Source organism: Xanthomonas bonasiae (assembly GCF_014836395.1).
Taxonomy (GTDB): Bacteria; Pseudomonadota; Gammaproteobacteria; order Xanthomonadales; family Xanthomonadaceae; genus Xanthomonas_A; species Xanthomonas_A bonasiae.
Genome location: NZ_JACSQX010000013.1, coordinates 122,887 through 141,213, shown reverse-complemented (window position 1 = coordinate 141,213; position 18,327 = coordinate 122,887). Strand labels below are relative to the sequence as shown.

The window sequence follows — 18,327 nt, the reverse complement described above, 5'->3', positions numbered from 1 at the left end:
TTGGCATCGTCGCGCATCTGCGCGAACACGCCGCGGAACTCGCCGTGCATGCGCGCGGTCAGGTCGCCGGCGGCGATCGATTGCAGCAACGCCGACAGGGATTGCAGGTTGCCATCGGCGGTGGTCATCAGCTGGTTGAGGCTTTCGACCATGACCCGGAAGTCGAACTGGAAGCGCTCGGCGTCGCCGCGCGCGCTGAAGTCGCCGTCGGCGGCGGACTGCGCCAGCTGCTTGATCTGGCCGTTCATCGCCGACAGGTTGGCCTTCACTTCGTCCATGGTCCGGGTGAACGTCGCCTTCTCGCCGGGCAGGCGGTCCATGTCCTGGTCGAGGTCGCCGACCGCATAGCGGCCCATGATCTGCGCCAGCTTCAGCTGCACCGCGACATGCGAGCCGACCACGGCATTGGTTTCCGCGGCCATGCGCCCGTAGTCGCCGGGGAACGCCTGCGCATCGATGCGATGGCTGATTTCGCCGGCATCGTGGCGCTTGGCCATCTCCAGTTGCGCGCCGATCAGGCTGCGCAGCTGGTGTTGCATGCCGTGCATCGCGCCGAGCAGGCGCCCGGTTTCGTCGGTGGCCTGGGTCTGCACATCGTTGTCCAGGTCGCCACGTGCGATCGCTTCGGCAGCGCGGGTGGCGCGGCTCAGCGGCACGGTCAGGCTGCGGGTGATCAGCCAGGCCAGCACACAGCTGATCAGGATCACGATGACGCCGCCGGCGATCAGCATGCCGCGGCCGCGGTCCATCGCCGCGTTGGCGGCGGCGTAGGCGCTCGCGCCACGCTGGCGCTGCCGCTCCGAATATGTGGTGATCGCCTCCTGCCACTTGTCCGTCGCAGGGCCGGCCTGCTCCGTCAGCACGAGGAGGGCCTGCTCGTCCTTGTCTTCCATCCCCAGATCCAACACCGACTGGTTGGCCACGCGCGAGTTCTGGTAGCCGAGATCGATCTGCCTGCGCATCTCCGCGCCAGTGCTGTCGGTGACCGGTATCGCGTAGAGCTTGTCGTGCGCTTCGCTGTAACGCGCGCGCTCCTGCTCGATGATCTTCGCGAAATGGAGGTTCTGCCCGTGCGTGGTCGGCAGGACGATATTGCGCAGGTTGATGGCGATGATCGCGCTGGCCTCGCGCATTTCGCCGGTATACGCCAGGATCGTGTTGCGCTTGACGATGTTTTCCATCTGGTTGCGCGACTGCGCCAGCGTGATCAGCCCGGCAACGACGAGCCCGCAGGAGAGCAGGATGAGCAGGCCGAAGGCATAGGAAAGGCGCGTACCGACGTTGTAGCGCTGAAGAAATCCGATCATGGAGGTACCTAGTGGGGGAAATGGAATAGAAAGGCGCCTCCACTGGTCGAGTGCGGAAATGGGCACGAAATCGAGGGGCCGCGGAGCCCTGACACAACGCGAGCGCCGAGCCGAATGTTTCAATTTCGAGACATTTTTACGCAACGCAAGTATCGGCGCTTGGGCGATGTAACGGCGAGCGCCGCGAATTCTTGATGCGCAATTTCGCACATTTTATTGAATGCCCTCACATACGTAAAAGGCGCGTGGAGATCGACCGGCGAAGTGGCTGCGACAAGCCCGGATCAATGAATTCCACGTGAAAATGCGCCTGCAAGGCGCGACGGCGACGGGATCGTGATACCCAGCGGCGAGTCGTTGCGACCCGCACGCTGTTCCGAACCTGGCCCAAACCGAGCGCCGATGCGGCGCGGATCCACGCACATGCCGCTCGCATCGCATGCGCGGTGCGCACGCGGATGGACCGCCTGCGGCCGCTCCGGACAGCGCCGGGCGGCCGCACGGCCGTCGGACGGCCTACTCGGCCAGGTTGGTGCCCGCGCCGGCCGTGGCGATGACCTTGGCCTTGACCTGCGCCGCCGGAATCGCGGTATAGACGTAGCCGAGCGGCTGCGGGAACGTCTTCGACGAAATCCAGGTGGTGGCGTTGGCGTAGGGCTTGCTGGTGCTGTCCGGCACGCTCCAGGTGATGCCGCCGCCGACGTAGTTGTTGATCAGGTCCCAGTAGCCGATTTCACTGCTGTCGCGCGAGGTCACCGGATTCTTCGCGTTCTCGAAGTAGTTGGCCTCGACCAGCGCGATCCCGCCCATGCGCACGTTGATGCCGGAGGTGAGCACGTTGTTGAAGTAGTTGTTGTAGATGTGGCTCAGCCCGCGGCGCTGCAGCGGCAGCCGCGACTCCACGTTCTCGAAGCGGTTGTGGTGGTAGGTGGTACGCGCCGCCGCGTTCTTGGTGTCGTTGTCGCTGTAGCCGTTGAGCGCGACCTTCTGGTAGTCGTGCACGTAGTTGTACGACACGGTGACGTGGTGGACGCCCTTCTTCATGTCGATGCCGCCGTCGAAGGACGCGTCGCCGGCGCCGGAGCACTTGGTCAGCGAGGCGAACAAGGTGTTGTGGTCGACCCAGATATTGGACGGCTCGCCGCTGGAGTTGCCTTCCAGCGAGATCGAATCGGCGTCCTCGCCGCCGGGCAGCAGGCCGATGGTCATGTTGCGGATGATGATGTTGTGCGCATTGCCCACCACCCACAGGCCGAAATTCGCCGACGAGCCGTTGGCGCCCTTGATGGTGATGTTGCTCTTGTTCTTGATCTGCACGGTGTTGGCCGGCAACTGCCACTGCGCGCAGACGTTGCCGATGCTGGCGAAGTTGAACTGGCCGGTGTAGTTCAGCACCAGGCCGCCGCTGCCGGAGTAGTTGTCGATGGCGGCCTGCATCGCCTGCATCGTGGCGACGTTGATCGGGGTCGCGTTGCCGCCGCCGGTGGTGGCGGCGCCGTAGCCGACCGGGCCGGCGACGGCCGGCGATACGCAGAAAACCAGGGCAAGCGCGAGCGCGCCCTTGAGCGGCTGGATGTTCATCAGACTCTCCCATCTTGCAGCGATAGATGCCTGGCGCCCTCGCGGATGCGATGGGCGATGGCACGGGGCGTGGGGGCCGGGCGCAGTCTTCGCCCGGCTCGGCGCCGGCGCAATCGGCCGAAACGGGAAGCTAGATCCGCACCTACGATCGCGCCGCAAGACATGCGAAACAGACACGAACGGACAGATGGAGACAGACAACGACAGGCGAAGACAGGCGCCCGCAACGCGCTCGCGCGCGACGTTGCGGGCGTGCCGACTACGACGAAGAACCGCGGCGCAGCGTCATCGGCGCGACGCTCGGCGCCACCTACCGAGCGCGCTCGCGTCGCCGCGGAGACATTCGCGCGCCATTGGCGCATCCGCCGCACATGCAGCCGATGTTGCGTGTGCAGCATGGACCGGCGCAGGCGATGTCCGCCGAGCGCTGCCGCCAACGGCCGCCCGGACGATCGGGAACGCTACGGGCCGGCCGGTGCCGGCGTGATCCTGCCATGCTCGCGCGCCGCCCACGCCACGCGCTTCTGCGCGGACCCGAGCAACGCGGTGGCACGGCTGTTGTGCGGTCGCGCGGTGTAGAGGATCCACTTGGGCAACCCGGGCAGACGCGCGTCGGCGTATGCGGCGCGCCCGTGGTCGAAACGCAACAGGCGATAGACCCAGAACAGGTGCGGCTTGCGGTCGCGGGTCAGCGACGCATCGGCCCAGACCGGCACCAGCTGCAGCAGTCCGCAGCCGGCGCGGTGCGGCAGCGCCCGGTAATCGTCGGCGCTGGGCTCGTGGGTCTCCACGTCGATCGACCGGTAGCCGTTGGCATCGGACAGCAGCACCCGGCGCCACGCGTTGCCGCCGGCCAGGCCGACCCCGCCGCTGCCGAGGGTGACGATGAAATCCGGCCGTCGGTCGTGGTTGAGATCCGCCGTTTCCACGCCATGGAACCCCATCGGCGAGCCGCTCAAGGCGACTGGCGCGACCAGGGCCCGGTCGTGCGCATCGAACAGCTGCAGCGTCGGCCTATCGGTGACGTCGAGCTGCAGGCGGATGCCGGCATGGCGATAGGTCGTGATTCCGTCCCAGCGCATCTCGCCGCCATCGGCCGGCTCCAGCGCCTGCAGCTTGCAGGCCGCGCTCGGCGGCGTGCCGACCCAGGGCGGGTATTGCGGATGCCATGCGCTGGCCAGCGGTGCGGCCGCCAGCAGGCACAGCGCCGCGGCGATGCGCGGCGCGCGCGTACGCCAACGTAGCGCCACGCCGATGCGCGACGGCGTGACTGCGTGCGAGTGCGGCGTGCGCAGCGCGAACGCGGTAGGCATCGCCGCTGGCACGACACTGCGGGACGTGACGGTCGCGGCGGCGATGCCGGCAATGGCGGGCAAGCTCCTTCTCCCTGCATGCAGGCGCACGCGGGCGCGTGCGGCGCGGCACTATCGCCGCGCCGGCACGGCGACGCAAGCGGCATGCGGCCGCCACGCGCCGCCGCTCCCGCACGGCTCAGCTCACCGCATCGAGCTGGTTGTCGCCGCGGTCGGCGTCGGGCAGTTTGTGGTCCGGATCCAGGGTCACGTGCAGCACCTTCTGCGTGCTCGGCACGCGGATCTGCGGCTGGGTCTGCTGGATCCAGGTCTCCACCGGCACGCGCTGGTCGAGATGGCTGCCGTCAGCGAAGTCGATGCGCAGCGTCGCCGGCATCACCAGCTTCTGCCTGCTCTGCAAGGTCACCAGCAGGCCCTTGGCCGGGTCGTGCTCGACATAGCTGGCCGCGCGCACGCCCATGTCCAGCTGCCAGTTGTTGAGATACCAGCCGCGCCACCACCACGCCAGGTCCTCGCCGGACTCGCTTTCCATCAGCCGGAAGAAATCCGAGGGAGTCGGATGCTTGTACGCCCAGGTGGCGATGTACTTGCGGAACGCCGGGTCGAAGCGCGCCGGGCCGAGGATCTGTTCGCGCAGCAGCACCAGGCCCAGCGCGCCCTTGAAGTAGGTCAGCGGATGCCGGTAGGTCTCGCTGGTGGCGTCGGCGCGGTCGAGCAGGTTCGGCGCCTGCGCATCGGCCAGCAGCGGCAGGATCTCGTCGACCGGGTTGCCGCCCTTCGGCGCGTACTCGCTGTCGCGCTTGGGCGCGAATTCGCCGTGGTTGACCGCATCGGAGGCGTAGACGTCGATGAAGGTGTTGAAGCCTTCGTCCATGAACGCGTAGCGGCGTTCGTTGGAGCCGACGATCATCGGGAACCAGCCGTGGCCCAGCTCGTGCGCGGTGATCCAGAACAGGTCCTTGCCGCCGTCGTGCATGTCGTCGAAGACGATGCCCGGATATTCCATGCCGGCGCCATGGCCGCCGAGGTTCACCGCGACCGGCCACGGATACGGATACCACTGCGAGAAGTGCTCGATCGACGCCTTGACGAACTCGGTGGAGCGGTCCCACTTGTCGGCGCCGACGCCTTCGCGCGGATACACCGACATCGCCAGCGCATGCTTGCCTTCCGGCAGGTTGATGCGCGCCGCGTCCCAGACGAACGCCGGCGAGGCGGCGAAGGCCACGTCACGGGTATGCGCCATGTGGAAGCGCCAGGTCTGGGTGCCGCTGGCCGTGGGCCGGCTGGCCGCATCGCCGATTTCGGCGGCGCTGCGGATCGCCACGGTGCGGTCGCTGGCGGCGGCCTGGGCCAGGCGCTGGCGCTGCGTGGCGGTGAGTACCTGCGCCGGGTTCACCAGCTCGCCGGACCCGGCGACCAGGTAGTTCCACGGCACCGTCACCGCGTAGTCGAAGTCGCCGTATTCCAGGTAGAACTCCGCGCCCAGGTAGGGCTGCGTGTCCCAGCCGCGCTGGTCGTCGTACACCGCCATGCGCGGATACCACTGCGCGATCTCGTAGATGTCGCCGTCGCCGGTCGGGGTGACCGCGGTGCGCCCGCCCCAGGTGCCGGGCACCGTGTAGGCGTAGTCGATATGCAGTTTCAGCGCCTTGCCGGCACCGGCCAGCGGCTGTGGCAGGTCCACGCGCATGCGCGTGTCGTCGACCAGGAAGTTGGCCGGCACGCGCTTGCCGCCCTGCTCCACTTCCACCTTGGCGATGCGATAGCCGTCGCTGGCCGGGGCCGGCGGACGTTCCGCCCGCGCCGGGCGCACGCCGCGGGCGCGCGCGTCGGCGCGGTAGATGTTCTGGTCCAGCTGCAGCCACAGCACGTCCAGCGTGTCCGGGCTGCGGTTGCTGTAGGTGATGGTTTCCTGGCCGCTGAGCGTGCGCGTGGCCGGATCGATGCTGGCGTGCAGGTCGTAGTCGGCGCGGTTCTGCCAGTACAGCGGCCCGGGCACGCCGCCGCCGCTGCGATAGGCCGTGGCCGGCTGCGGCAGTTGCAGTGGCGCGAACAGGGCCAGCGGGTCGTAGCCGCCGGCGGGCGCGGCGGCAGCCGGCGCGGCGGCGCTGGCCTGGGCGAAGGCGACGAGGGAAGCGCAAGCCGCGGCGAAACCGGCGCGGCGCAGGACATGGATCATGTGGGGCGTCCGTGGGGAGGATCGCCCCCGATGGTAGGCCGAAACGGCGTGGCGCGGATGTGCCAGTCAGCCTGTGGGAGCGACTTCAGTCGCAACAGGCTCCATCGACAAGGCCCGTCGCGACTGAAGTCGCTCCCACACGTTCTGTCGCGATCACACGCTCGCGCTCACCCCAACAACGTCTCCAGCACCGCCATGCGCACCGCCACGCCGTTGGCGACCTGGCGCAGCACGCAGGACTGCGGACCGTCGGCGACTTCGTCGGTGATCTCCACGCCGCGGTTGATCGGGCCCGGATGCAGCACCACCGCGCCCGGCGCGGCGCGGCGCAGGCGTTCGGCGGTGAGGCCGTACTGGGCGTGGTAGCCCTCCAGCGAGGCCACCAGGCCTTCCTCCATGCGCTCGCGCTGCAGGCGCAGCATCATCACCGCGTCCACGCCGTCGAGCATGGCGTCGAAGTCGTCGCCGACCACGCAGCCGTCCAGGGTGCCGTCGTCGGGCAGCAATGCCTGCGGGCCGCACACGCGCACTTCGCCGGCGCCGAGCGTGCGCAGCGCGTGCAGGTCCGAACGCGCCACGCGCGAGTGCTTGACGTCGCCGACGATGACCAGCTTGAGCTTGGAGAAATCGCCGCCCTTGGCGTGGCGCAGGGTCAGCATGTCGAGCAGGCCCTGGGTGGGATGCGCGCTGCGGCCGTCGCCGGCGTTGATCAGCGCGGTGCCCTCGCCGGCCGCTTCGGCCAGGCGCTCGACCGCGCCGTCCTCGGGATGGCGCACGACGAAGCCGCGCACGCCCATCGCCTCCAGGTTCTTCAGCGTGTCGCGCGCGGTCTCGCCCTTGCGCGTGGACGAGGTCGAGGCGTCGAAGTTCAGCACGTCCGCGCCGAGCCGCTGGGCGGCCAGCTGGAACGAGCTGCGGGTGCGCGTGGACGGCTCGAAGAACAGCGTGCACACCGCGGTGCCGGCCAGCACGTTGCGCTTGCCGACCCGGCCCACCGCCGCGTCGCGGATCTGCCCGGCGCGGTCCAGCAGTTGCAGCAAGGTCGCGCGCGGCAGGCCTTCCAGGGTCAGCAGGTGGCGCAGGCGCCCGTTCGAATCGAGTTGCGGGTCAGTCATGGCGGGTCCGGGCAGGGGATCAGAAAATGGGAGTGGCGTCGTCGGGGGCGGCCAGCCAGCGCTCGATGATCACCGCGGCGGCCACCGCATCCAATGCAGCGGCGTCGCGGCGGCGCTTGCGGCCGGCGGCGCGGTCCACGGCGAAGCGCTTGGCCGCCTCGACCGAACTGGAGCGCTCGTCGACCAGCACCACCGGCAGCTTGTAACGGGCGCCGAGTTCGCGGGCGAAGGCATGCGCGCGCTTGCGATTGGGTTGGTCGGCGCCTTCCAGGGTCAGCGGGTCGCCGACTACCAGGCCGTGCGGGCGCCATTCGGCGTACAGGCGGTCCAGCGCCGGCCAGTCTGGCCCCTGCGCGTGCACATCGACCACGGCCAGGGCGCGCGCACCGCTGCCGAAGCTGCTGCCCACGGCCACGCCGATGCGGCGGTTGCCGACGTCGAAGCCGAGCACGGTGCCGTCGCGGCGAATCGTGCCGGCAACGGTGTTGTCCGCAGCGGGCGCGCCGGGCTCAGGCATGCCCGCTGTAGTCGGTGAGGCGGAACAGGTCCACGCCGATGCGGCCGGCGGCGGTCTGCCAGCGCCGCTCCAGCGGCAGCTCGAACAGCAGTTCGGCATCGGCCGGCGCGGTCAGCCAGCTGTTCTCGCCCAGTTCGTATTCGAGCTGGCCGGCGCCCCAGCCGGCGCAGCCCAATGCGACCACCGCGTTGCGCGGCCCGTCGCCGCGCGCCATCGCTTCGAGCACGTCGCGCGAGGTGGTCAGGAACAGGCCGTCGCCGAACGCCAGGCTCGAATCCCAGGCGCGTTCGCCGTCGTGGATCACGAAGCCGCGTTCCGGATGCACCGGCCCGCCGCTGAGCACCACCTGCTCGCGCAGCGTGTCGTCGATGGTGTCGATGCCCATCTGCGCCAGCACTTCGCCCAGCGTGTATTCGGAGGCGCGGTTGACCAGCACGCCCATCGCACCGTTGGCGTCGTGCTGGCAGATCAGGGCCACGCCGCGGGCGAAATTGGGATCGGACAGCGCCGGCAGCGCGATCAGCAGTTGGTTGGCCAGGGGGGTAGGCAAAGCGGACATGGCCCCATTCTATCGTCCCTCCCGCGCCGGCGCTGCGCCGGGCCGGAGCGGGCTGCCATAATCGCCCCGATCGCGCACCGCCGCGCCGCCAAGGATGCTGTCTCGTATGGAAACCGCCCCCGATCTGCCGCGCCAGACCCGCGCCTTCATCGTCCTGGTGGCGCTGCTGCAGGGCGCGCTGCTGTATCTGGCCCAGCGTGGCGCCGATGCCGGGTGGTGGCCGTTCGCGGCCCTGGGCGGCCGGGTGTGCTGGTACACCCTGGTGCTGACCGTGCCGACGCTGACCCTGCTGTCGGTGCGGCGCCTGGGCGAATTGCGCCTGTGGCAGCACGCGATCGCCCTGGCGCTGCTGGTGGCGGCGCTGTCGGCCTGGGCCGCATGGAGCGCCACCGGCGCCCCCGGGCTGCGCAGCGAGAAAGTGCTGGTCCCGTTCGGCATGGCCATCGCGCTGGGCATGTTCGTGCTGCTGCCGTGGCTGCAGTGCCGGCTGCAGCATGGCCACTGGCAGGCGCCGTATCGCGAACTGTTCGAACATGCCTGGCAGAACGCGCTGACCCTGGCCCTGGCCTGGCTGTTCGTGGGCATCTGCTGGCTGGTGCTGTGGCTGTGGGGCGCGCTGTTCGCGCTGGTGAAGCTGGAGTTCTTCCGCGAGCTGTTCCGCCAGAGCGCGTTCGCCTACCTCGCCACCGGCATCATGTTCGGCCTGGGCCTGCTGATCGGCCGCACCCAGCAGCGCGCGGTGCAGGTGATGCGGCAGATCCTGTTCGCGATCTGCACCGGGCTGCTGCCGTTGCTGGCGTTCGTGGCGGTGCTGTTCGCGCTGAGCCTGCCGTTCACCGGCCTGCAGCCGCTGTGGGAAACCCGCGCCGCGGCCAAGATCCTGATCGCGCTGGTGGCGGCGCTGGTAGTGTTCGTCAATGCGGTCTACCAGGACGGCGCCGCCACCGCGCCCTATCCGCAATGGCTGCGGCGGCTGATCGACGCCGGCCTGCTGAGCCTGTCGCTGTACGCGCTGCTGGCGTTGTACGCGCTGTGGCTGCGCATCGACCAGTACGGCTGGAGCGCGGAGCGCTTCAACGGCGTGCTGGTGGCGGTGGTCGCCTGCGGCTACGCGTTCGGCTACGCGTGGGCGGTGCTGCGCCCGGACGGGCGCTGGCTGCGGCCGCTGGCGCCGGTCAACCGGGTCATGTCCTGGGGGGTGATCGCACTGGCGCTGGCCACCGCTTCGCCGCTGCTGGACCCGTACCGCATCGTGGCCGGCAACCAGCTGCAACGCTTCGCCGACGGCCGCACCGCGGCCGCTGACGTGGATCTGTATTACCTGCGCTTCGACAGCGGCCGCCGCGGTTACCAGGCGGCGCAGTCGCTACGCGATGCGCCCGGCTTCGCCGAGGACCCGGCGCAGCGCGAACGGCTGCAACGCATCCTGCAGCGCACGCAGCGCTGGGGCGACGACGGCGACGCCAGCGACGAGAAGCGCGCGCAGGAGCGCATCGCCGCTCCGGCCGAACTGCGCCAGCACATCCCGCTCGCCGCCGGCAGCGCCGATCCCGGCGATGGCTGGTGGCAGGCGGTGCTCGCCGGCACTCTGCACGACGGCGGCTGTCGCCAGCGCGAGGACCACTGCGTGCTGCTGGTGCGCGACCTGGACGGCGACGGCAGCGGCGAAGCTCTGCTGTGCAACGACACCGACAACTTCGGCATGGAATGCCGGATCCATGCGCACCGCCAGGACCGCTGGCAGGACGTGGCGCGCGTGCATTTCTCGCCCAGCTCGCCCGATCGCGCGGATGCGCCGTTCGACGCGCTGCGCGCCGGCAAGCTGCAACTGGCGCCGCGGCGCTGGCCGGACCTGACCTTGCCGGATGCGCGGCGCGCCGAAATCTCCCCCGAAGACAACGACCAGGACGACTGACGGAGTCCGCCCGACATGACCAGCTATTGCGACATCGCCCCCGGCCACGCGCTGCACGGCCCCTACCACGACGACGAATACGGCGTTCCGCAGCGCGCCGAATCCGACCTGTTCGAACGGCTGGTGCTGGAGATCAACCAGGCCGGACTGAGCTGGGAGCTGATGCTGAAGAAACGCGCCGGCTTCCGTGCCGCCTATGCCGGGTTCGATGTGGACACGGTCGCCGGCTACGGTGAGGCCGACGTACTGCGCCTGCTCGCCGACCCCGGCATCGTCCGCAACCGGCTCAAGGTGCACGCGGCGATCCACAACGCGCAGGTGATCCAGGGCCTGCGCGCCTCGCACGGCGGTTTCGCCGCCTGGCTGGACGCGCACCATCCGCGCGCCAAGGCCGAGTGGATCAAGCTGTTCAAGCGCACCTTCCGCTTCACCGGCGGCGAGATCACCGGCGAGTTCCTGATGAGCCTCGGCTACCTGCGCGGCGCGCACCGCGAAGACTGCCCAGCCTTCGCGCGCATCGCGCGGCTGGATCCGGCGTGGATGCGCAGCGCGTGAACCGTGCCGCGCCTGCGTGCGTCGCCGGCGCCGCCTCGCAGCGGATACCACGGACACGGCCGACATCGTGGATTGCGGCAACGTTGCTTGCGCTGGCCGCGTTCGGCGCGGCGCAAGCGCATGCGGCCGATGGCGGGACGACGACGCTGCCGCAGGTGTTGGAACAGCTGCGCCGCGAGATCGAGGCCGAACCGGCCACCGACCCCACCCCGATCGACACGGTGCTGCAGCGCCATGCGGACACCACCGGGCTGAGTTTCGACATCGCCACGGCGGACGCGGACGGCGCCGCGGCGCCGCCGCCCAAGCAACCGGCCGGCGCCAGCGCCGCCGAATGGCAGGCGTTGCGTACATACCTGGGTCCCGCGAGCACCGTGCAGGACGACGTCTCCGAAAACGGCAACCACCACTACACCCTGCTCGACCTGGACGAAGACGGGCAACGCGACCTGCTGGACAGCGCCTACGTCGGCGGCACCGGCCTGTTCACCGAAATCGCGGTGCTGCGCCGCGACGCCGCGCACGGCTTCCTCGCCCCGCCCAACGCCGCATCCGAAGCGGAACCGGCGACGGGGGTATTCAGCATCAATGGCCGCGGCGGCGACCAGGCCCTGTACTGGCTGCGCATCGACGGCCGCAGCTATGCGGCGTATCGCGACGGCGATTACTTCCAGGACATGCTGACCCTGTCGCGCCCGCTGTCGCCGCTGCCCGGCGAGCGCAGCAGCCCGCGCGTGCTGCAGGTGCGCTACCGCTACCGGCACACGCTGGCGCCGCCGCAGGATCCGGCGCAGGCCACGCCCGAGGACCAGGACGCAGCGCGCTGGCTGGCACAGCACCCGCAGTGGCGCGCGGTCGCGGACAAGGAACTGCAGCGCCTCGGCTTCGATGCGCAGGGTCGTCAGCGCAGCCCGGACCCGAACGCGCGCTGCCCGGTTCCGCCCGGGATCGGCGACCCCGAGGAACGCGCGCAATGGCCGTGGCGCGATGCCGGCCACTACACCTTCGACTACGTCGCCGACCTGCGCCTGCGGCACGGATCGGACTGCTACAGCGCCAGCATCGTCGCGTTTCGCAGCAGCTACCTGACCTCCTACGCCGCCTGCTGCGCGCTGTGGCTGTACGCCGCGCCCGGCCAGCAGGCGGTGGCGTTGCCGTTGCGGTCCATTCGCGCGCGCGCCGGCGTCGCAGTGATCGCGGCCACGCCGGCTGGGCAATGAACGCCGCCGGCTGACCGTCTGCGCCACGCCGGCCACGCCACGGCCGACGCGGTCTTGCCATGGCATGCACGGCGCTTGAACGCCGCCGCCGGCATGGTCGGCGCATGAGCCTGCGTATCGGCATCTCCGGCTGGCGCTACCCCCGGTGGCGTGGCGTGTTCTATCCGCCCGACCTGGTGCAGCGGCGCGAACTGGAATACGCCTCGCGCTGCTTCCGCTCGGTCGAGCTCAACGGCTCGTTCTATTCGCTGCAGACACCGAAGAGCTACGCCGCCTGGCACGCGGCGACGCCGCGCGGCTTCGTGTTCGCGGTCAAGGGTCCGCGTTTCGTCACCCACCTGAAACGGCTGCGCGATTGCGAGCAGCTGCTGGCCAACTTCTTCGCTTCCGGCCTGCTCGGGCTGGGGCCGAAGCTGGGACCGTTGCTGTGGCAACTGCCGCCGTCGCTGGCCTTCGACCCTGCATTGCTGGACGAGTTCCTGTCGCTGTTGCCGCGCAGCCACGCAGCGGCGCTGACCCTGGCCAGCAAGCGCGACGCCGCACGCATGCGCGAGCGCAGCCTGCTGCATATCGACCGCAACCGGCGCCTGCGCCACGCGCTGGAGGTGCGCCATCCCAGCTTCGCCACGCCCGCGGCGATCGCGCTGCTGCGCAGGCACCGCGTCGCCCTGGTGCAGGCCGACACCGCCGGCAAATGGCCGTACCTGGAAGACGTGACCGCCGATTTCCTGTACCTGCGCCTGCACGGCGACGCGCAGCTGTATGCCAGCGGCTACAGCGACCAGGCGCTGGACGCCTGGGCCGCACGGATCGACGCCTGGCACCGCGGCGGCGAGCCGGCCGCGGCGCAACGCGCGGGTCCTGCCGCCGCGCGGCGCACGCGCCGCGACGTGTATTGCTACTTCGACAACGACATGAAGGTGCATGCGCCGTTCGACGCGCGGCGCCTGGCGCAACGGCTCGGCATCGCGACGCCGTGCCCGGATCGCGACGAACGCGACGGCTGACGCCGGCACCAGCAGGCGACGGCATGCCCCGACACGGTCGTTGCGCCGCAGCGCACATGCAGCGCCACCGTGCGGCGGATCAAGCCGCCAGCCGCGCCTGCCAGAACGGCGCTTGCGCCCAGCGCCGCGCGCGCGCGTACAACGCCCCGCGCTCGCGCAGATAGGCGCGGAAGCGTGCGAACACCCCGTCCTGGTAGGCCGCCAGCGGTGCCGCGCCGCCGCCCTGCAGCCGCGCCGCCAGAGCGTGCGCCGCCGCCTCGCCGTCCTCCAGAGCCTTGACGATGCCGTGCGCGGTCAGCGGATCGTAGGCGCTGGCCGCGTCGCCCACCGCCAGCCAATCCTCGCCGACCACGCGGCTGAGGATCGCCGACGGCCCGAGTGCGGCGATCAGGGCGTCGGCATCGGGCAACGTCGCACCGCCCTGCGCCAGCCAGCGCGCGACGTGCTGGGTCTGCTGCGCCGCCGCCAGCCAAGCCGCCGTATCCAGGAACTGCCGCTGCCGGCGCGGCTCCAGCGCCAGGGCCAGCATCATGCGCCCACCCGGCAACTTCGCCGCGTACCACCAGCCATCGCGCCAGGCCTCCAGCAAGGCCTGCGACGGAATCGCATCCGCGCGCTCCAGCGCGAAGACGCCGGCGACGAACGCCAGGCAGTCCACTTCGTTGCGCGCCACGCCCAGCCGCCGCACCGCGGCGGCGGCGATGCCGCTGGCATCCACCAGGAATCCGGCACGCACGCGCTGCGCACCGCCGTGCTGGCCATGCAGTTCCAGGACATGGCCGCCTTCCGCATCGCGGCCGATCGCGCCCAGGCGCAGTCCGCGCAACAGCGTGCCGCCCCGCGCCGGAACCGCCGCCGCCAGCATCGCGTCGAAGGCGGCGCGATCCACGTGCCAGCCCTTGCCCTGGCCGGCGACGATGAAGTCGTTGTAGCCCAGATCCGGCGCGCCCCAACTGGCGCAACTGCCGGTCGACGCCAGCGGCCGCTGCGCCAGGAACGCGTCCCACACGCCCAGGCGCTGCAGCGCCGCGCTGGCCGTCGGTGCCAGCGCCTCGCCCAGCCGCCAGCCCGGCGCGCGGTCCATGTCGACCACGACGACATCCTCGATACCGCGCGCGGCCAGCGCCAGTGCGGTGGCGCATCCGGCCGCGCCGCCGCCGACGATCGCCACGGCATGGCGTGCATTCGCGGCCATCGCGTCGATCGGCTCAGCCGAGACCATCGGCGTCGGCGGTCACCGCTGCCGACGGCGGCGGATAGGCCGGAATGTTGGCCATCGGCCAGGGCGCGACGAATTCCTGGCCCACGTCGAACTGGCTCGCGACCTCCAGGAACATGTCCGCCGGATACGGCGGCTGCCCCGCCGGCGGCGCGATCTGCGCACCGCTGACGACGAAGCCGACCTTGGCCCAGTTGGCGACGAAATCCGCGTAGTTCTGGAAGCGCCCGACCTGCGCCGGATAATCGCTGTCGGTGCCGCTGCCGCGCACGGAATACACCTGCGGGCCCGGATACCATGTCTCGTCGTCCGGATCGACCTGGCACAACGCCACCGGATAGACCGCGAAGGGCCGTTCCGCCGGCCACGACCAGAACAAGGTGTTGTTCGGGGTGATGTTCGGGTTGCTGCTGCCGGCTCCCGGATTGGGATCGGGCAGATGGGTGGCGCAGGAGTTGTAGTCGGTATGCCACGGCACCGACATGAACTTGGACAGATCGCCTGGTTCCACCGGGTACGACTGCAGCGGCACGTAGCCGAAGCTCAGGAACGGCTTGCCCTTCTGCGCGGCGCCGTAGTCCAGCGACGCCTGGTTGATGCGGAACGGCCCGCAATCCTGTTGCTGCCATTGCGTCACATACAGGTTGGTGTCGCGGATCGGGAACGACACCTCGATGCCCGGGCTGTAGCGGCCGCCCAGGCAGTTCTGCAGCGTGACCCGGTCCAGCAGCTCGCCGGGCCCCAGCGTCGGTGCGCCGCCTTGCACGTAGTTGTTGCCATGCCACTGGTTGAGCAGGAAGTACTGGGTCGCGCTGACGCTGAGGAAGCTCTTCTGCGCATCGCCGAGCGAGAGCGGCATCATCGGCGAGCCGGTCTGGGTGTCGGCCGCGGAGGCGGGATCGCGGATCAGGGTCTTCAGGTTGGGGATCTTGGCGGTCGGGTCGTCGGTCGGCTGGATCTGCCCGATCATGTCGTGGCCCCTGATCGCGCCCGACGGCAGGTTGGTGTTCCAGCGCTGCAGCATGGCCGCGTGGAAGATCGGCTGGATGTCGTCGCTGAAGGACGGCTGGTAGGTGCCGACGAAGGCGTTGTTGGCGTACAGCGACGGCACCAGCCCCAGTTCGCGCACCCACACGTCGTAGACGTCGTCCCAGGTGGAGACCACATTGCGGGTCTGCGGCGCGTAGCCCGGATCGCCGGTGACGTACCAGGCGCCCTGCACGCTGGCGCTGGAGCCGTCGCTGAAGATCAGCACCGCATTGACCGGGCCGTCGGCGGCATCGTCGTACCACAGGCCGTTCTCGGTCGCATCCGTCAACGGCGGATAGCTTCCGTCGGCCTGCGCGACCGCCGAGGTCCGCGCAAAGCCGCCGGCCACGATCAACGCGCCGTTGGCTTCCACGCGCATGTCGCCCAACGAGTCGAGCGTGCCCAGCGGCTCGTGAAGCGTATGGAACATCGACGGGAAGCTGACCGGATAGTCCGGCGCCGGCTGTATGGTGCCGGCGGCATCGGCGTAGCTGGGAGTGGTCTGCATATCGAAACCGAGCGCCGCCGCACTGCCGGCAGCGACGCTGATCGCGCGCGGACCGGGGTCGATGACCAACTGCTGCAGGCGCACCGGATCGTCGGGATCGCCCGAACTGGTGTAGTCCGGATTGCGCAGTTGCAACAGGCCCGGCGACTCGTACGCGGCGATGCCACGAAACTGCTCGCCCTTGCTCACCGTCGAATAGTTGTTGAGCTTCTTGTTGGCCACATGCACGGTCCAGACGATGTCCTGCACCGTCTTGCCGTCGATCGTGCTGCCCACGTCCACGCGCGTGCCGCCGCCGTTGGGATACGTGCCGGAACTGCCGCTGGGATAGGCGTAGATGTGGAAACGCGCGGCCTGGCGCTTGACGTTGCCGTCGGCATCGCGGAACTGCTCGGCGGTGATCGGCGTGGACTCGGTACCGGGCTGCACCGGCAACCCGCCCATCAGACCGTCGGCGCCGCGCACGCCGGCCGCGGTCACCGGCGCCAGATAGAACGCCTGGCTATCGCCGACGCGGCCGATGCCGATCGCCGGATGCACTCGAAACACGTTGCTGGACATGATGATCTGCTCCTGATCCGGATGAAGGGGCGCGCATCAGCGCTGCGCGGCCGGCCGCGGCGCCGGCGGCGCCTTCTGCGGCAGCTGCGCCTGGAAGTAATCGTTGATCACCACATGGCTGAGATTGACGTTCAGCCCCGGCAACGACTGCGCGCGCGGATCGGGCGAAATCACCTGGGTGGTGTTGTGGCAGGCGAAGCAGTTGTCCTGCGTGCTCTGCACCTGGGTGAAGGTCTCGATGGTGGAATTGGACAGGCGCATCGAGCCGGTGAGCAGCGGCGATTTGTCCGGCGGCACGCACTCCAGCGACGAGCCGGGCTGGAAGGTGCAATTGGGCTGCAGCGCGTCCATCTGGTTGAACCAGATCGCGCCGACCTCGAAGTAGTTCTTCCACACATCGTTCAACTGGCCATCCACCGAGGCGTTCATCGACTTGATGTTGTCGATGTTGCAGTCCTGTCCGCTCGGGCACGGCTTTTCTCCGCCGTAAGGCACCATGCGGCACACCTGGGTGACCGGGCTCAGGGTCTGCGTCTGCGCGTTCAGGGTCAGCGCACCGGAACCGGCCGCGTTGACGTTGCACTGCTTCAGCGGGGTATTGGCCTGATAGAACGTCCAATCCCTGGCGGAGACGATGTCGTTCGGCTGCATCTTCTCCATCGGCTGCGGCAGGTCCGGCGCATTGTCCTGGTGCTCGAAGGTGGCCCAGATCATTTCCGGATGCCCGTTGACCGTGCCGCCGATATGGAAGCCGACCAGCGCCACGGTCTGGGTTTCGGTGTCGGCGGTGGCGACGATCTTGCCCTTGCGCATGCCCAGCTTCGCGATCTGCGCCTGGCGGGTATAGAACGTCGAGACGTCCTCGCCCGGCTGCACCACCTTCCACGCCGCCTTCAGGGTCATGCTGCCCACCGGAAAGGCCGTGTCGGGATTGAATGCGCGCAGTCGCTTGGGGTCCTGCAGGCCGTTGCTGGCGATGAACTGGCCGAAGACGTCGTTGGAGTGGATCGAGTAGTAGACCGCGCGTCCGTTGCGATCCACCAACACCCCGTCCGGCCCGGCCTGATCGATCAGTTCCACGGTGCGCGCCTGCTGCGCGCGGCCGATCAACGGGTCCAGCACGCCGTCGGCGACACCGCCGATGCCGTCGGTGGTCATGGTCAGGAAGCGCGGCTGGCCGCCCACGTCCTGGGTCAGCCACAGGAACGCATTCCACGACCAGATGTGGAAGTCGCAATTGGTGCTGTCGGAACCGAAATCCGTCGAATCCGGCGCCGGGGTGTTTGCGTGCGGAAACCAGTTCGAATTCGGCGACGCGGGCGGCACGCAGGCGCCGGCCACGGATCCCGGCTTGGTCGGCAGCACGCCGCCACTGCCCAGCTGCGGTCCCGGACCGGGACCGGGATTCACGGCCGAACACGCCGCGATCAAGACACAGACAAACGCCGCGAACCCTATCGCACGCTTCATCGCATTCTCCTTCGGTACGCGAAAGACAGCTGAAAACGCCACATTCCATGACGGCGCGCGGCCATGCGGCAGCTCACGATGCCAACCGGCAAGCGCTGGAAAATCTAGTTCGGTTCCCCCATCGCAGGCACGATGACTCCCGTGGATCGCGTCACGTCATTCGCGCGTATTGCCCCTCGCCTGCGCAACCAGCATGCGCCGCCGGCGAACGCGCCGACAAGGCCATTTCGTAGACACGCGGGATCTCCCGTAGACAGTTGCGAACGGGC

Annotated in this window: 14 protein-coding genes; 4 read left to right on the top strand and 10 right to left on the bottom strand. The window is 69.5% G+C overall.

All coding sequences use genetic code 11. The features are described from left to right. The 7 genes from H9658_RS19215 to H9658_RS19185 form a co-directional block, all read right to left on the bottom strand. Positions 1-1,307: HAMP domain-containing protein (locus H9658_RS19215; protein ID WP_191826582.1), on the bottom strand; the 1,307-nt coding region annotated here is incomplete at its 3' end. Positions 1,308-1,823: 516 nt separating this feature from the next. Continuing rightward, positions 1,824-2,888 (bottom strand): pectate lyase family protein, encoded by a 1,065-nt coding sequence (locus H9658_RS19210; protein WP_179566258.1) that lies wholly within the window; start codon positions 2,886-2,888, stop codon positions 1,824-1,826. 461 nt (positions 2,889-3,349) lie between these two features. Beyond that, the gene (locus H9658_RS19205) at positions 3,350-4,201 is read right to left on the bottom strand and encodes a hypothetical protein (protein WP_191826581.1); all 852 of its coding nucleotides are present in this window, start codon (positions 4,199-4,201) and stop codon (positions 3,350-3,352) included. Between the two features lie 178 nt (positions 4,202-4,379). Beyond that, positions 4,380-6,383, bottom strand: a complete 2,004-nt coding sequence (locus H9658_RS19200) for a M1 family metallopeptidase (RefSeq protein WP_191826580.1) — start codon at positions 6,381-6,383, stop codon at positions 4,380-4,382. Positions 6,384-6,550: 167 nt separating this feature from the next. Next, complete coding sequence (locus H9658_RS19195) at positions 6,551-7,498, bottom strand: aspartate carbamoyltransferase catalytic subunit (protein WP_179566263.1); 948 nt, start codon at positions 7,496-7,498, stop codon at positions 6,551-6,553. 19 nt (positions 7,499-7,517) lie between these two features. Then, a complete protein-coding gene (gene ruvX, locus H9658_RS19190) occupies positions 7,518-8,015 on the bottom strand; it encodes a Holliday junction resolvase RuvX (RefSeq protein ID WP_191826579.1) in 498 nt (165 codons plus the stop codon). After that, positions 8,008-8,574 (bottom strand): YqgE/AlgH family protein, encoded by a 567-nt coding sequence (locus H9658_RS19185; protein WP_179566267.1) that lies wholly within the window; start codon positions 8,572-8,574, stop codon positions 8,008-8,010. The genes ruvX and H9658_RS19185 overlap by 8 nt, the downstream gene beginning before the upstream one ends. A 106-nt stretch (positions 8,575-8,680) precedes the next feature. Between H9658_RS19185 and H9658_RS19180 the strand changes: the two genes are divergently transcribed. From H9658_RS19180 to H9658_RS19165, 4 genes are all read left to right on the top strand, one after another. Beyond that, positions 8,681-10,489, top strand: a complete 1,809-nt coding sequence (locus H9658_RS19180; protein WP_191826578.1) for a DUF4153 domain-containing protein — start codon at positions 8,681-8,683, stop codon at positions 10,487-10,489. Positions 10,490-10,504: 15 nt separating this feature from the next. Then, a complete protein-coding gene (locus tag H9658_RS19175; protein WP_179566270.1) occupies positions 10,505-11,044 on the top strand; it encodes a DNA-3-methyladenine glycosylase I in 540 nt (179 codons plus the stop codon). After that, positions 11,026-12,264 carry a hypothetical protein gene (locus tag H9658_RS19170; RefSeq protein WP_406848146.1) on the top strand — a complete coding sequence of 413 codons (1,239 nt, stop codon included), beginning with the start codon at positions 11,026-11,028 and terminating at the stop codon, positions 12,262-12,264. Before H9658_RS19175 ends, H9658_RS19170 begins: the two co-directional genes overlap by 19 nt. A 104-nt stretch (positions 12,265-12,368) precedes the next feature. Then, complete coding sequence (locus H9658_RS19165; RefSeq protein WP_191826577.1) at positions 12,369-13,271, top strand: DUF72 domain-containing protein; 903 nt, start codon at positions 12,369-12,371, stop codon at positions 13,269-13,271. Positions 13,272-13,350: 79 nt separating this feature from the next. Here H9658_RS19165 and H9658_RS19160 read toward each other — a convergent pair whose 3' ends face one another. The 3 genes from H9658_RS19160 to H9658_RS19150 are packed head-to-tail and all read right to left on the bottom strand — an operon-like array spanning position 13,351 to position 17,998. Then, positions 13,351-14,466, bottom strand: a complete 1,116-nt coding sequence (locus H9658_RS19160; RefSeq protein WP_225210114.1) for an FAD-dependent oxidoreductase — start codon at positions 14,464-14,466, stop codon at positions 13,351-13,353. A gap of 13 nt (positions 14,467-14,479) precedes the next feature. Then, positions 14,480-16,588 (bottom strand): LodA/GoxA family CTQ-dependent oxidase, encoded by a 2,109-nt coding sequence (locus tag H9658_RS19155; RefSeq protein WP_191826576.1) that lies wholly within the window; start codon positions 16,586-16,588, stop codon positions 14,480-14,482. Positions 16,589-16,624: 36 nt separating this feature from the next. After that, entirely contained in the window at positions 16,625-17,998 is a 1,374-nt protein-coding gene (locus tag H9658_RS19150; protein WP_318241440.1) for a hypothetical protein, read from the bottom strand. Between the last annotated feature and the right edge of the window lie 329 nt (positions 17,999-18,327).